This is a genomic window from Streptomyces sp. NPDC001663 (assembly GCF_042893105.1).
Lineage (GTDB): Bacteria > Actinomycetota > Actinomycetes > Streptomycetales > Streptomycetaceae > Streptomyces.
Genome location: NZ_JBIAUR010000004.1, coordinates 455,298 through 470,234 on the forward strand (window position 1 = coordinate 455,298; position 14,937 = coordinate 470,234).

A 14,937-nucleotide genomic window follows, 5' to 3' on the forward strand; every position below is an offset into this window, starting at 1 on the left:
GCCGCTACGCGTTGTCGCCGGACGCTCTGGCGGCCCGGGTGTCGGCGTCGGTGAGCTCCTCCAGCTCACCCATCGTGTCGAGCCGGTAGAGCAGTACCAGCGCCGGACCGACCAGCACGATCGCGATGGCGGTGACGATCACCAGCCAGCGCAGGGTGTGGGTGGCCCCGGCCGCCTCGGTCACCGTCAGCGAGGTGGGCAGCACGTAGGGCCGCTGCGCGAAGCCCCAGGCGCCGACGACCAGGGCCACGCTCGCCACCGAGGTGTAGCGGGACCAGCCGTGGGACCGGCGCAGCAGAAGCAACACCGTGGCCAGACCGCAGACCGCGGCCAGAATGATCAGCAGCAGGCCCCAGCCCCCGGTGAGGCCGTCCCAGACGTAGCGGGCGTCATCGTGCGTGACGGGCAGGGCGATGAGCGCGAGGACCACAATGGCACCCAAGGCACACAGCGCCCGTACGCGGAAGTAGTCGACGAGATCGAGCGCGCCGAACCGCAGGGCGTCGGAGCAGAGGAAGACCGCTCCGAGGAAGGCGGTGGCGGCGATGGCCAGCAGACCCGTGAGGACGGAGGTTCCGTTGGCCCAGGCGTCCGCGGAGGCGGTCGTGCCGACCTCGACCCGGCCGGAGGCGATGCCGCCGAGCACCGCCCCGAGGAAGAACGGCGTCATCAGTGACGAGACGGCGAACATCGCGCCGTAGATCCGTTGTTGGGCCAGGCGGCGGGTCGGCTTGCGCAGGGCGAACCCGGCGCCGCGCAGGACCAGACCGACGGCGGCGAGGGCGAGCGGGAGCCACATCGCGGAGAAGACGGCCTGGAACATCGTCGGGAAGCCGGTCCACATGATGACCAGGACGAAGATCAACCAGACGTTGTTGGCCTCCCAGACCGGTGCCATGGCGTGGTCGATCAGCCAGCGGGGCCGCTTGCCGCGCTCCGGGCCGCCGGCCAGGAGGTCCCAGAAGCCCGCGCCGTAGTCGGTGCCTCCGGCGCAGGCGTAGGCGGCGATGGCGAGCACCAGCACCCATGCGATGAATTCGGCCATTACGACGCACCGCCAGGGGTGTGGTCGGATCCGCCACCGGACACGGTGCCGGCGGTTGTGGGCTCGGGCTCGCTCCGGGGCCCGTAGGGGGTGTCGGTCTCCGGTGGCAGTTCGGCGCGCGCGGCGGCCGAGCCCTCGTCGGCGATGCGCCAGCGGGTACGCATCTTCAGGACGACCGCGAGGAACGAGCCGAAAACGGCCACGTACACGACGATGACGATGCCGAGCATCGCCCACAGCGATCCGGCACGGGTGCTGGTCACCGCCTCCGAGACCTTCATGTACTGGTAGACGATCCAGGGCTGACGGCCGACCTCCGTGGTGATCCACCCGCACTCGACGGTGAACAGGCAGGCGACTCCCGCGAGCGCGGCACAGCGGTAGAACCAACGGCTGCCGGGGTTGTCCCGGTGCCGCAACCAGGCCCAGGCGTACCAGAGCGCGAGCAGGATGAGCACGCTGCCGATGGTGGCCATGATGTCGAAGGCCCAGTGGGCGATGGTGGCCTGGACGGCGGTGGGGCGGTCGGCGGCCGGCACCGACGTCAGCCCGATCACCTGGGTGCTGGGCTTGAAGCCTGCGAGGATCGAGTCCAGCTGAGGGATCTTGAGTCCGCCGGAGATGGTTCCGTTGGTGTTCAGCCGCCCGAACATGTACTCGGGCACATGGGTGTCGGTCTTCCAGACGACCTCCAGGGCGGCGAACTTGACCGGCTGCTTGTGGAAGACGGCGCGAGCGGCGGAGTCGCCGAGCATGAACTGGATCGGGGTGAGGATCGCGGCGACGGTGAACGGCACGGTGAAGCCGAGCCGGTGGTAGCGGTCACGGCGCCCGCGCAGCCAGCCGACCGCGTAGACACCGGCGACCACGTAGCCGGCGGTCATGAGCATCGCGACCACGAAGTGCCAGTACTCCGGGCCGAACATCGGTGTGAAGACCGCCTGCCGCACGCCGACGTCGACGGGATTGCCGTGGGCGTCCAGGCGGAACCCCTGCGGGGTGTTCATCCAGGAGTTGGCCGCGATGATGCCGAACGCCCCCATCAGGGCGACCGGCGGCAGCGGCACGGCCAGCCAGAAGTGGGTCCAGGGCTTGAGCCGGCGCCAGCCGTAGAGGTAGATCGCGATCAGGACGGCTTCCAGGAAGAACGCCCACGCCTCGACGCCGAACCCGAGGCCGAAGACGTCTCCCCAGCGGCCCATCATGCCGGGCCACAGCAGGCCGAACTCGAAGGACAGCACGGTGCCGGTGATGATGCCGATGGCGAACTGGACGGCCATCACCGCCGACCAGCGCCGGGCGAGTGTGAGGGCGACGGGGTCGTTGCGGCGGAGCGCCCGGTGGTGCATGAGCAACGTGATGAGCGGCAGTGCGACGCCGAACGGGACCAGCAGGATGTGCGAGGCCAGGGTGAAGGCCATCAACTCTCGTGCCGGCAGGAGTTGGTCCGGGGTGCTGTTCGCCAGAAAGCCGACGGTGCTGAGCATGTGCGCCTCGATGGTCTGCCCTGTGGGGGTGGCGGGGCTGAGGAGGGACAGGACGCGAAGGGGCGCCCGTAGCGGATCGGCCGGGGCCCGTCAGGGAGGCGGAGATGCCCCCGGGCCGCCCGCCCGGGCCGCCGACACGCCGGTGTCGGGCATGGTGAAGGCGCGTTCGCGGCGCGAGCCGGTGGCGAAGGCGACGGACCAGCTGAGCACGGCTCCCAGCCTGCTGCGGAAGCCGGTGAGGAACGCCAGGTGGATGAAGAGCCAGACCAGCCAGCCGGTGAAGCCCGACAGATGCAGCGGGCCGACCTTGACCACGGCCCGGCCGCGGGCGATGTAGGCGGCGCTGCCGAGATCCATGTACTTGAAGGGCTTCGGTTTCTTCGTCCTGCCTTCGACTGCGTGGCGCACGCTCCGACCCGCGTACGCACCGGACTGCATGGCGACCTCGGCCAGGCCCGGCAGCCTGTTCAGGCTCATCACGTCGCCCGTGACGCGGATCTCCGGATGGCCCGGGACGGTGAGGTCGGGTTCGACGAGGATGCGTCCGGCCCGGTCCTGTTCGGCACCGGTTGCCCTGGCCAGCGCGGCTGCGATGGGCGGCGCCTCGACTCCCGCCGTCCACAGGACGGTGCGTGCGTCGAACCGGGTCGCCTTGCCGTCATGGTCTTTTACGGTCAGGCCGTGAGCATCGATGTCGGTGACCGTCGTGCCGAGGTGGAGCTCCACCCCGAGACCCTGCAGGGTTCGGGCCGCGCGGTGAGCCAGTCGAGGACCGAACGCACCCAGCACCGCGTCGGACCCCTCGAACAGCAGCACCCGGGCCTTGGCGGAATCAATCGTCCGGAACTCCCGCTCGAGTGTGTGGCCGGCGATCTCCCGGATCTGTCCCGCGAGTTCGACACCGGTCGGCCCGGCGCCGACGAGCGCGAAGGTGAGCCATTGCTGCCGTTCCCGGTCGTCCGCGGCCGTTTCGGCCATCTCGAACGCCCGGTAGATACGTCGGCGGATGTCGAGCGCGTCGTCCAGGGTCTTCATGCCGGGGGCGTGCGCGGCGAACTCGTCGTGCCCGAAGTAGGACTGACGCATGCCCACCGCGACGATCAGTTCGTCGTACGGCAGCACGACGGTTCCGCCCTCGGGTCGCCGGGCGTGGACCAGCCGGGCGCCGGCATCCACGTCCGTGGCCTCGGCGAGCACGCAGCTCACGTTGTGGTGGCGTCGCAGGACCCCGCGCAGCGGCTGTGCGATCTGTCCCTCGGACAGGATCCCGGAGGCGCACTGGTACAGCAGCGGTTGAAAGAGGTGGTGGGCTCGGCGGTCGACCACGGTTACCGCGACCGGTGACCTCCGCAGTGCGCGGGCGGCGAACAGCCCCGCGAACCCTCCGCCGAGGACGACCACCCGGCGGGGCGTGACGTGATCCTCCACCGGAGATCAGCCTCCGGTGGCGAAGCCGGGAAAGAGCGTCATTCCGCCGTCGACGTAGAGGGTGGTCCCGACGACGTAGTCGAGCAGGTCGGACGCCATGGCGACGACGGCGTTGGCGATGTCGTCCGGGTCGCCCACGCGGCGGTACGGGATCAGCCGCAGGAGGTCGGCCTCGGCCTCGGGGGTGGACCAGGCATCGCGGTTGATCGGCGTGCGGATGGCGCCGGGTGCGACCGCGTTGACCCGGATCCGATGGGGAGCGAGCTCCTGGGCGAGGGTCTGCATCAGCATGCCCACACCGCCCTTGGAGGAGGCGTAGTTCACGTGCCCCGACCACGGGACGACCTGGTGGACCGAGCTCATACAGATGATCTTGCCCGCCGAACGGGAGACCTCCTCCACCACACCGCGCCGCATGAACTCCTTGGCGGCCTCCCGCGCGCACAGGAACTGGCCGGTCAGGTTGACGTCGATGACCTTCTGCCACTGGGCGAGCGTCATCTCCGTGAGGGCCGCGTCCCGCTGCAGGCCCGCGTTGGCCACCATGATGTCGATGGTGCCGAACTCCTCGACCATCCGCGCGACCATGGCGTTCACCTGGTCCTCGTCGGACACGTCGGCCTCGTGGGCGTAGGCGCGGACCCCGAAGCCCTCGATCTCCTTCACGACGTTCTCTGCCTCGTGCGCACCGACGACGTAGTTCACCACCACGTCCGCTCCGGCCCGGCCCAGGGCGACGGCGGTCGCCAGGCCGATGCCCGAGTTGGCACCGGTCACCAGCGCCTTCTGGCCCCTGAGAAGCTGCGCGGGCATCGCCCTGCGCCTCTCGCTGACGTTTGCTGTCACCACGATCTCTCCTTCTGCGTTGCGGACGGACGCCCTCGGCAACCGGACGACGCAGGAGAACGGCTGGACGTCGGCCGACCCGTCAGGACCGACACAGGAGCCGTCGCACACCCGGCCCCCCGACGAAAGCACCCCGCGTCGCGGGTGGGACTGACCGGCGCGCAAGGCAGCCGCACTTCGGCCGGGCACGTCATACGATCGGGCTACGAGCTGATCCCAAACCGCCTTCGTACACCGCGGCCCGCCGCACCGGGATGTCACCGCCGTCCACGTGTGGCCGTACCTGTCCTCGGCGCAGGGCGGACCGGCCGCGCAGGGTTTCTGCGCGGCCGGAATCGCTCGGTTTCAGACCTTCAGGGAGACGTATTCCTTGCCCTGGTCGTTCTCCACCCGGACCTTGGCGACGTCGTCGATCGGAATGGCCGCCGAACCGTCGAGGTTGGCGCCCTTGTCCTCGTCGGCGACGACCCAGCTGCCGGCGATCTCGCGTTTGCCGTCCTTGCTCTCCACGATGAGGCGGCAGTGCTCGCCCACCGGGATGCCGGCCACCGAGGCGTTCACCCGGACCCAGGACGCGGCCGGGGTCACCCGTACCGTCATCCGGCTGCCCGTCGAGGCGCTGGTGCCCGAGGCGAGCCGGGTACCGACGGGCGGGGTGGCAGTCGCCGTGATCGAGGGCGTCGGGGGGTCCGCGACCGAGCTGGTGTCTCCGCCCATCTGCCGGCCGATCAGCACACCGCCGCCCAGTACGGCGGCCGCAGCGACCGCGGCGACCGCGGCCAGGACCGTCCGTCGTCGGCGCTCCACCCCGTCGCGTTCGTTGCGCACCTGCCTGATCGTGCGCTGCAGCAGCAGATCGCCGCCCTCCGGCGGACCGTCGAGGAACGCCTCCGGCGGCACCTCACCGAGTGCCGCTTCCATCTCCCGCAATCCGTCCAGTTCTTCGCGGCACCGGTCGCACGAGGCCACGTGTTCGTCCACGGCTCGCACTTCCCGCTCGTCGAGCGTGCCGAGGACGTAGGCGCCGAGCAGTGCGCTGTCGTGCTCCTTGATGCTCATGCCGCCACCTCCTTCAACGCGACGAGCTTCGCGGTCTTCGGTTTGTCTCTGTACAGGTCCCTCAACTGTTTCAACGCATAGTGTGATCGGGATTTCACGGTCCCGGGAGGTATTCCGAGAGTCTCGGCCGCCTCGGCGACGCTGCGACCCTGGAAGTAGATCTCGTTGAGCACGTCCCGGTGGTCCGGGGAGAGCCGGTCGAGGGCCTCCATGACGAGCATCGAGTCCACCACGCCCTCCGCGTGGTCCTTCTCCACCGGGGTGGTGCTCACGGACTCGGCGACCTCCTGCGGCCGCGCCGCCTTGGCCCGGAACCGGTCCGTGATGATGTTGCGGGCCACGGTGAGGAGCCAACCGCGCACCGAGCCCTTGCCGTTGACCAGGGCCTCCTGGTTCTTCCAGGCCCGGATCAGGGTCTCCTGGACCACGTCCTCCGCGGCGGCATGGTCACCCGTGAGCCGCTGGGCGTAAGCGAGCAGGGCCCGGCCGTGCTCCTCGTACAAGGAGCGGATCAGTACCTCGTCGCTTGTTCTCTGCTTGTCCCGAGCGCGGGACCACAGCGCCGCCATCCACTTTCTCCCGTCCTCTCCTGAGCTGACGCGCTGTACACGGGTGGCAGCCGGAGTCGGTTCGATCGAGTTCGGAACTTTTTTCACGCCAGGCTCCGGCGTCACTCCGGTCGGCAGTGCCGGCCCTCGTTGAGGCAGCCGACCAGTGCGGACATCTGACGGTCCGTCATGACGTCGATGAACATGCCGTGGTCCGTCTTCGGGTCGCGCTTCTCCTCCGGGAAGGAGTCCACCGCGTACGGGGTGCCCTGCGGCAGCGCGTACGTGAGGGTGATGCGCAGTTGCGGCACGGCGAAGGTGGCGTGCGGGCAGACTCCGTCGGCCGCCGGGAACACCACATGCGTACGGTGGTCGGGGCTGTCCGTGGACAGACCGTCCCAGCAGCTGGGGAAGTCCAGGGTGCGGGTCGGCCCACTGCCCTGCGGGCACAGGGTGTACCTGGTCGTGAAGCGGTCCGTGAAGCCGGAACAGCCCCACTGGGCACGCACGTTGGCGTCGCCCACGATCACCGCGACCGGGTCGCCGGTGACCAGCCGGAGGAACCGGGGCATGGCGACCACCTTGCTCACCGGGTTGCCGCGGAACTCGATCACGGCCGAGGCCGGCGTCAGGATCTCACCGGTGTTGCCGTCCGTCCCGCCGCCCAGGGCGTGGGCGTCCGCCCCCGCCCGGTCCAGCCGCCGCAGCACCGGCCAGTAGTACGTGGAGCGGTCGCCGCCGACACAGGTGGTGCGGGCGGCGGCCAGGCTCTCGTTGCTGGACAGGGCGGTGGTCGACACATTGCCCACGTAGTCGTGGACATGGTGGGCCGAGCCCGAGACGCCGGGTGAGACCACCAGGTTGTCCGCGTTGCGGTGGGCGTTCTCGTTGCGGCCGCAGTCCTCGGTGTACGTACCCGTGGAGGCGTCCGGCAGGACGGCGGGCAAGGAGGCCCGGGCGACCGAGGCGATGTCGACGTACCGGTCGGCGGCCGGCACGGCCTGGGCCGCGGACGGACGGCCGGCGACGATGAGACCGGCTCCCAGGACGGCCGACACACCGACGGCCGCGGGCAGAACCATCCGGAGTAGACGGGCTCTTGAACGGAAGAGTCGAATCCACACGCGAGCAGGGTCGCAGTAACGTCTAGACCAATCAAGTCTCGCTTGGAACGATGACTGATTCTTGAAGGTCGTTCGCCCGGAAGCCGTCTGTTACTGAACGGTGGTTCACCTTTTGTTGAACGGCGGTTCAGCGGAAGAGCTGACCGCGGACCGCTCCGTCGGGGAACTCCTCGGTGTGCAGGTTGGCGTAGAAGCCGGTCGGGGACTTCTTGATCTGGGCGAGCACCGAGGGGTCCTGGACGCTCACGGTGCCGGAGATCGCGAAGATGTTCTGCGGGACCGGGGTGACGAACAGCGGGATCTTCACGTCGCCGTTGCGGCCCAGCGTGCCCTGGTGGACGTGACCGGCGAGCGGTTCGCCGATGTTCACCCAGGCCACGGAGTAGCCGACCCGGCTGCTTCCGGGGTACAGGAACGTGACCGCGTGGCCGTCCGGATCGCCGACCCGCTTCGGGTCGCCGGTCGGCACCTCCTGACCGCCGTCCGCGAGCGCGCGCAGCTTGCCGCCGCGGATGATGCTGAGCGGGTTGACGGGCTTGGCCAGCGGCCGCAACTGACCGCGGACGGCACCGCCGGGGAACTCCTTGGTGTGCAGGTTGACGTAGAAGTCGGCCGGGTCGGTGCGCAGTTGGCGGGCGAGCGCCGCGTCGGTCACCGAGGTCTGGCCGGCCGCGGACTGCACGGTGGACGGCATGGGAGTGGTGAACAGACCGACCTTCACATCGCCGTTGGTGCCCGTGGCGCCCTGGTGGATGTGGCCCAGCGTCGGGCGGTCGATGCCGTTCCAGGAGAGGGCGAAGGTGATGCGGTTGCCCTTGACCTTGACCAGCGCGACGGCCTTGCCGTCCGGGTCGCCGACAGCGGGGCCGTCCTTGACGGGCACCTCCTGGTCGCCGGAGAGCTGGGCGATGAGGGAGACGGCGGGTTCGTTCGGGGAGACGGCGGGCGGCGGTGAGGCCGTGGCCGACTCCGATGTGCCCATGGCGCCGTGCGAGCCGTGGCCCTCGTGGGCAAGTGCCGGGGACGTGGCGAGCAGTCCGGTGGCGAACACGGCTGCGGACACCGCGAGAGAGAGCTTGCGCATTGTTTTCTCCGTCGTTTCGGTTTTCGGTCCGGTGCAGTGCCGGAAACACGAGCGGACGCAGTCACCGGTTCAATTCCATTGCCGTAGAAGAAAACTGAACCCGAAACCGACTCGGCACGTGTGGGTCGCGGGGATGCGACCCCCTCCAATTCACGGCTGAGAGAGGTCATCACAATGCGCGCACGGACGGCTCTGATCGCGATACCGCTGGCTCTGGGGCTGGTCGCCTGCGGCGGGGGCAAGGACGACGGCGGCGCCGGCCAGGGGTCCGGCGGCAAGAGCGAGGCCATCGCCGTCAAGGACTCCGGGCTCGGCTCCATCCTGGTCGACGGCGAGGGCCGGACCCTGTACGCCTTCACCAAGGACAAGGGCGGCGCGAGCAACTGCGACGCCAAGTGCATCGCCGTGTGGCCCGCGTTGACCGGCGGCGCGAAGGCCTCCGCCGGGAAGGGCGTCAAGTCCGCGCTGATCCAGGAGGCCAAGAAGTCGGGCGGCGCGGTGCAGACGACGTACGGCGGCTGGCCGCTCTACTACTACGTCGGTGACGCGGCGCCCGGTGACGTCAACGGGCAGGGCCTGGACGGGCAGTGGTTCGTCGTGGGGGCGGACGGCAAGCTCGTGCGGAACGACACCTGAGGGCACCCAACGCTTCGTACGCGGATGGCACGCGAGCGCCGGTCGACGGCCCGCGTGCCGTCCGCGTTTTCGTGCCCGCACATTTGACATGCCCGGGCTTTGAACCGCCCCGCCCCGGGTCCCGTTCCTGGTGCGAGGCAGGACGAGCCCGCCGAACCACGCACCCAGGGAGGAGCCCATGGCCGAGATCAACATGCCCGGAGACGAGGTGGAGCGCCTCGGCACGCTGCTGCGGCAGGTGATGGACCTGATCGAGACCAGGTCGAGCGGTTTCGACGCCGACGCCGTGGGCCGGCCCCTGGTCGACGCGGGCAGCAACTTCGACAAGAAGTGGAACGACGGGCGCACCCAGCTCAAGCGGAACAGCAAGGACCTCAGGGAAGCCTGCGAGGCCATCGTGAAGGCGTTCGCGGACGCCGACAACCAGCAGGCGTCGGCGCTCGACGGCAATGACGGAAGCAAGTCCTGACGACGGCGACGGCCGAACGCGACGAACCAACCGGACGCGACCAACCCAAGGAGCACGGTCCCCATGACCAACGGTTCGCAGACCTTCGGGATCGCCATCCCGGACAACTGGACGGAGTACGACCTCAGCGGCGACACACTCGCCGAGCGCCGGGCCGAGCTGCTGCGGCAGACCCCCGACAAGCCGACGCGGGACGTCGTCAACCAGGCCTTCCGCAATGCCCGGCGGATCATGGACGGTGCCCGCCGGCGCGGCGCCGTGTACGCCGCGGGCACCACGACCATGTACGAGGACGGCCTGCTGATGGCCGGTCTGCTGGTGTTCAGCATCACCCCGCCGCCCGGCGAGGACTTCTCCGCGCACGGCCTGGCCAAGCAGTTCTCCGCCACCGGGGACCGCCGGGGCCAGGGCACGACGCGGACGTTCACGACGGAGACGCTGCCCGGCCCCGGGCAGGTCGGCCGGCTCGTCGGCATCGAGGAGAGCGAGGTCGCCGCGGGCGTCTCGTACAAGCTGGTGGTGATGCACACGGTGGTGCCGGTGCCCGACAGCCGGCGGGTGCTGATCATCACCTGCTTCAGCCCGAACATCCCGCTGGCCGACCAGCTCTACGACCTCTTCGACGCCATCACGTCGACGTTCGCGTTCGGGGAGGAGGCGCCGGTCGGCGCCGCGCGCTAGGCGCGGAACACGAAAGGGGCCCTGCCGTCCGTCGGACGGCAGGGCCCCTTTCGTACGGGCGCAGTGGTCAGTCCACCGTCGTCTCCGGCACCCGTACCGTCAGGAACCGGCCGTCGCCGAGCTGGAGATGGGCGCGGCCCGGTTCGCTGTCCTCGCCGAGGATCCCGCGAGGGACGCGGGCGCCGACGAGTTCGCCGTCGCTCGCCGAGCGCGGGGCGAGCAGTGCCCCGCAGCGGTTGCGGCGGACGATGGCCTGCCAGCCGGACAGGCCGCCGAGCAGGACCTCGTTGTTGCCGGCCACGACCAGGCCCCAGCCGTCACCCGCGCTGCCCCGGGCGAGGGCGGCCAGGTCGTTGTCCAGCTCCGAGTTGATCATCAGCTCCGCGTCGTCGACCAGGATCGCGCCGGCCGGTGAGTCGACCCTGCCGAGCGCCGCGCGGAAGGCGGCCACCTCGACGTCGGAGTCCGTGAAGACCTCGACCACACCGGGATGTCCGGAGAGCCCCCGCAGGAGCGAGGTGCGGGGCGTGATCACCACGAGCTTCGTGCCCAGGTCGAGCAGCGAGCGGGCCATGGTGAGCAGCACGGTGCTGCGGCCCGAGCGCGGCGGTCCGCCGATCACGAAGGACGGGACCTGGGACATGTCGGTGCCCTGCGCGGAGAGTTCGTCGCCGCCGACGCCGACCATCGCCCACAGCGGGGAGACGTTACGGGGCCTGCGCTCCAGGGCCTCCTCGAAGCCGAGCCGGTCGGGCAGCACGTCTACCCTGAACGGCCGCCGCCCGTCCGGGACTTCGGCGTCCCGCTCCGTCGTCCGCTCGGCCAGTGCGACCAGGGCGCGGGCCTGGGCGGCGCCGCTCGGGTCGGTGCCTTCGACGAGCGCGATCTGGGCGTTCGTCGTGTCCTTGGGCTGGATGGCGCGGCCCGCGGGGAGGTCCTCGGGGACGGAGCGGGCGGTCAGGCCCACCATCGAGTAGTCGTTGCGGTCGTTGAGCCGCAGCACCAGCTTGTCCTCCGTGGTGGAGGAGAACCGGCTCTGGCTCAGCACCCGGTCACCGGCGAGCACCAGATGCACGCCGACGCTCGCACCCTCGCGCATCAGCAGCGTCATCGCGTCCATCACACTGCCCTGGTCGTACGCGGAGAAGTCCCGCTCGAAGGCCTCGAACCGGTCGACCAACAGCAGTACGTGCGGCGGCCGTTGCTCCTCGGGCAGGATCCGGCGCAGCTCCGTGAGGTCCGCGACGCCCTGCCGGCCGAGCAGCGCGCGGCGCCGGCCGACCTCGCCGGTGAGCCGGGACAGCAGCCGCACCACCCGCTCGGTCTCGCCCCGGTCGACGACCGCGCCGCAGTGCGGCAGCCCGGTCAGGGCCTGGAGGGCGCCGTTGCCGCAGTCGAGGCCGTAGAGGTGGACGTCGGCGGTGCCGTGCGCCCCGGCCAGGGCAGCGGCCAGGGTGCGCAGCGTCTGGGAACGGCCGCTGCGGGGCGAGCCGATGATGTGCAGATGGCCCATCCGGTCGAGATCGAAGGCGAGTTCGCGCTGCGCCTGCTCGGCCGGCACGTCGACCATGCCGTACGCGACGGGGGCAAGGTGTCCGGGTTCGGAGGAGGCGGCGGAGGAGGCCAGGTCGGCGAGTGCCAGTGTGTCGGGCAGCGGCGGCAGCCAAGGCCGGCGCGCGGGCGGTACGGCGAGCTGCTCCGCCGCCCCGCGCACCGCCTCCACCAGCACCGAAAGGTCGGTTACCGGCTGCACGGCGAGCTCCGCGACGGCCGCGCGGGGCAGCGGGTCGCCCAGTTCCTCCCAGTGGAGTTCGGTGAGGACCGGGGCCGCGTGCTCCTCGTCCAGGGCCGTCGGGTCGAGGCGGCGGCCGCCGATCCGGCCGGTCTGGAAGGGCAGCAGTGCCGCGTGTCCGAGCCGGGCGTAGGCGCGGCCGGGGGTGCGGGGCGAGAGCTGGCCGGAGTCGGGGGCGTCGATGATGTCGCGGCTCTCGCCGGTGTCCGTCGTGCGCAGAGCGATACGGAGGTTGGTGTTGGCGCGGATGTCGGCGGTGACCGCGCCGGAGGGGCGCTGGGTGGCCAGCATCAGGTGGATGCCGAGGGAGCGGCCCCGCTGCGCGATGTTGACCAACCCCGAGACGAAGTCGGGCAGTTCACGGATCATCGAGGCGAACTCGTCGATGACCAGCACCAGTCGGGGCAGCGGTGCGAGCTCGGGGCGCCGGGTGCGCTTGTCGGTGTAGTCGTCGATGTCCTTGGCGGCCGCCCCGGCCAGGATGTGCTCGCGGCGCTTGAGTTCGGCGCCGAGCGAGACCAACGCCCGTTCCACCAGGTGGGTGTCGAGGTCGGTGACCATGCCGACGGTGTGCGGCAGGTCCTCGCACTCGGCGAACGCGCTGCCGCCCTTGTAGTCGATGAGGACGAAGTTCAGCTCGTCGGGCCGGTTGGCGACGGCGAGGCTCGCCACCAGGGTCTGCAGCAGCTCGGACTTGCCGGAGCCGGTGGTCCCGGCGATCAGTCCGTGCGGTCCGTCCGCGGCGAGGTCGACGGAGAACGGCCCGTCGACTCCCTCGCCCAGAACCGCCCTGGTGCTACGGCCGTTGAGGACCCAGCCGGCGGCGACCCCGTCCGGCACCGGCGGTTCCAGACCGAGCACGTCGAGCAGTCGTACGGAGCCGGGCAGCAGGTTCTCCTCGGCGTCGTCGCCCACGTCCCGCAGCGGGGCGAGGGCGCGGGCGACGCCGACGGACCAGGCACGGCCCGGCGCATCCATGAGCACGCCGACCACGGGGTCGGCCCCGGTCTGCTCGACGCGTAGCCGCCCGTCGGGCCCGGCCACCGCCACGGCCTGGCACTCCTCGGGCAGCAGCCGTGCCTCGTCGTCCACGCACACCGCGTACACGCCGACCGCCGGCCCCTCCCGCAGGATCTGGATGACGCCGGGCAGCGCGCGCAGTCTGCGGGCGCCGTCGAGGACGACCAGGACGTCCGGTTCGCCGGCCGCTCCCCCGCGCGGTCCGCGGTTCCCGGCGGCCTGCCGGGCGGCGATCAGCGCGCAGATCTCGGCGATACGGCGGCCCACGGACTCGGTGGTCGCGCCGACCAGGCTGCGGGTGTCCTCGCCGAGCGGGGCGGTGTGCGGCAGCCAGTGCACCCAGGACCAGCGGTCCTCGCCACTGCTGCCCGCGAGTACGCAGATCCGCAGGTCGGAGGGGCTGTGCAGGGTCGCGGCCTGGGCGGCGAGCCAGCGTACGAGCGGTTCGGCGGCGTCGCCGCCCGCGATGCCCAGCACTCCAGCGGCGCGCAGCGGAACGGTGACGGGCACGGCCCGGGTGATTCGGGTGATCCGTCGGCGGTGCTCCGCCTCGGCCGGGTCGTCGAGTTCGACGTAGGCCGGCCGGTCGGCGACACCGAGGCGCAGCAGCAGGAAGTCGTCGTCGCGCCAGCGCCGCTCCCACAGCCGCAGGCGCGGACCGGCGGCGATGAGCAGGGTGCTCGCCGGGTCGGGGCTCGCGGTCCGCCGGGCCCGCTGCTCCGCGAGCACCGCCTGGTCCACCTCCTCCTCCAGCTCGGCCTTCTTCTTCTCGTACTCGGCGACCTGCTCCTGGTGGTTCTCCTTGCCGCGCTTCTTGTTGGAGAGCTGGCTGACCAGGGCGATGACCGGGGAGAGGAGACCGAAGATCAGGAAGCGGAGGTTGCCGAGCAGCAGCACGGAGACCCCCGCCATCACCAACGGAGCGAAGATGAGCGGCAGTTGGAGCTTGTTGCGGGCCGGCTTGCCGGGCGGCACCGGCAGCTTGAACCGGTTCTGCACGGGCGGCGGCAGCAGCCGCGGCGGACGGTTGTAGTCCAGACCGACGCCGTCCTCGGAGGGGACGAGGGCGGCGTCGGGGAACGAGGGGGCGGCCAGCTCCAGCAGGACCGGGCCCACTTCGAGGACACCGGCTGCGGGCCACTCCGTCCAGTCGGGTACGGCGGTGTCGTCCAGCAGCACCCCCTCACCCGGCGCGGACCGCACGGTCGCGGTGCCGTCGGCCAGGACCTTCAGCTGGGCGGCCGTCTTGGCGAGGCCGTCGGCGGTCAGCCGGATCCGGCAGGCGTCGGCGGCGCCGATCTCGTAGTCGCCCGGCGGCAGCCGGAACACGGCCCCGGCATCGGCACCACCGACCGCCCGCACCTCCGCGACCCCGTCCGGCTCCCGGCCGGGCACGGCCACGGGCACGTCCAGGGACAGCAGGCTGCCGGCCCTGAGGCCGGTGGCGCCCACGGGTTGGTCGTACGGCAGCGGGGTACCGCTGTGGAAGAGGACCGGCTGCGCGTCGGGGTCACCGCCGCGCAGCCGCCGGCGGAGTTCCTCGGCGAGCTCGCCGACCGGAACCGATGGATCGGCCTCGATCACGATGTCCGCGGTCTGGCCCTGCTGCGGGTCGACGGCGGTGACGGTCAGACGCATGGTCGGTGCTCCTCGGTGCACGCGGAGGTATGCGGGGGGGTGCGGAGGTACGCCGTGGGGACGGCGACGGCAGGCCGGGC

Annotated in this window: 12 protein-coding genes; 3 read left to right on the plus strand and 9 right to left on the minus strand. The window is 71.0% G+C overall.

Annotation, left to right across the window (positions count from 1 at the left end; translation table 11 throughout):
- Positions 1–4: 4 nt before the first annotated feature.
- The 8 genes from ACFY1L_RS15900 to ACFY1L_RS15935 all read right to left on the minus strand — a co-directional run bounded on the left by ACFY1L_RS15900 (position 5) and on the right by ACFY1L_RS15935 (position 8,621).
- The gene (locus ACFY1L_RS15900) at positions 5–1,045 is read right to left on the minus strand and encodes a cytochrome d ubiquinol oxidase subunit II (RefSeq protein ID WP_388823648.1); all 1,041 of its coding nucleotides are present in this window, start codon (positions 1,043–1,045) and stop codon (positions 5–7) included.
- Positions 1,045–2,532, minus strand: a complete 1,488-nt coding sequence (locus ACFY1L_RS15905) for a cytochrome ubiquinol oxidase subunit I (RefSeq protein ID WP_388823650.1) — start codon at positions 2,530–2,532, stop codon at positions 1,045–1,047. The genes ACFY1L_RS15900 and ACFY1L_RS15905 overlap by 1 nt, the downstream gene beginning before the upstream one ends.
- 90 nt (positions 2,533–2,622) lie before the next feature.
- Positions 2,623–3,960, minus strand: a complete 1,338-nt coding sequence (locus tag ACFY1L_RS15910) for an NAD(P)/FAD-dependent oxidoreductase (protein ID WP_388823652.1) — start codon at positions 3,958–3,960, stop codon at positions 2,623–2,625.
- Positions 3,961–3,966: 6 nt separating this feature from the next.
- Positions 3,967–4,773, minus strand: a complete 807-nt coding sequence (locus tag ACFY1L_RS15915; protein ID WP_388824023.1) for an SDR family oxidoreductase — start codon at positions 4,771–4,773, stop codon at positions 3,967–3,969.
- Between the two features lie 378 nt (positions 4,774–5,151).
- On the minus strand, positions 5,152–5,865 hold the full coding sequence (locus ACFY1L_RS15920) for a zf-HC2 domain-containing protein (RefSeq protein WP_388823654.1): 714 nt from the start codon (positions 5,863–5,865) through the stop codon (positions 5,152–5,154).
- The gene (locus ACFY1L_RS15925; RefSeq protein WP_361260619.1) at positions 5,862–6,434 is read right to left on the minus strand and encodes a sigma-70 family RNA polymerase sigma factor; all 573 of its coding nucleotides are present in this window, start codon (positions 6,432–6,434) and stop codon (positions 5,862–5,864) included. The genes ACFY1L_RS15920 and ACFY1L_RS15925 overlap by 4 nt, the downstream gene beginning before the upstream one ends.
- Positions 6,435–6,535: 101 nt before the next feature.
- Entirely contained in the window at positions 6,536–7,495 is a 960-nt protein-coding gene (locus tag ACFY1L_RS15930; protein ID WP_388823656.1) for a DUF1996 domain-containing protein, read from the minus strand.
- Between the two features lie 169 nt (positions 7,496–7,664).
- Positions 7,665–8,621, minus strand: a complete 957-nt coding sequence (locus ACFY1L_RS15935) for a CHRD domain-containing protein (RefSeq protein WP_388823658.1) — start codon at positions 8,619–8,621, stop codon at positions 7,665–7,667.
- Between the two features lie 174 nt (positions 8,622–8,795).
- Between ACFY1L_RS15935 and ACFY1L_RS15940 the strand changes: the two genes are divergently transcribed.
- From ACFY1L_RS15940 to ACFY1L_RS15950, 3 genes are all read left to right on the plus strand, one after another.
- Positions 8,796–9,257: a hypothetical protein gene (locus ACFY1L_RS15940; protein ID WP_388823659.1), complete on the plus strand. Its 462-nt coding sequence runs from the start codon at positions 8,796–8,798 to the stop codon at positions 9,255–9,257.
- Between the two features lie 178 nt (positions 9,258–9,435).
- Positions 9,436–9,726: a hypothetical protein gene (locus ACFY1L_RS15945; protein WP_388823661.1), complete on the plus strand. Its 291-nt coding sequence runs from the start codon at positions 9,436–9,438 to the stop codon at positions 9,724–9,726.
- 63 nt (positions 9,727–9,789) lie between these two features.
- Entirely contained in the window at positions 9,790–10,407 is a 618-nt protein-coding gene (locus tag ACFY1L_RS15950) for a hypothetical protein (RefSeq protein WP_388823663.1), read from the plus strand.
- 67 nt (positions 10,408–10,474) lie between these two features.
- Here ACFY1L_RS15950 and ACFY1L_RS15955 read toward each other — a convergent pair whose 3' ends face one another.
- Positions 10,475–14,857: an FtsK/SpoIIIE domain-containing protein gene (locus tag ACFY1L_RS15955; protein WP_388823665.1), complete on the minus strand. Its 4,383-nt coding sequence runs from the start codon at positions 14,855–14,857 to the stop codon at positions 10,475–10,477.
- Positions 14,858–14,937 lie beyond the last annotated feature (80 nt).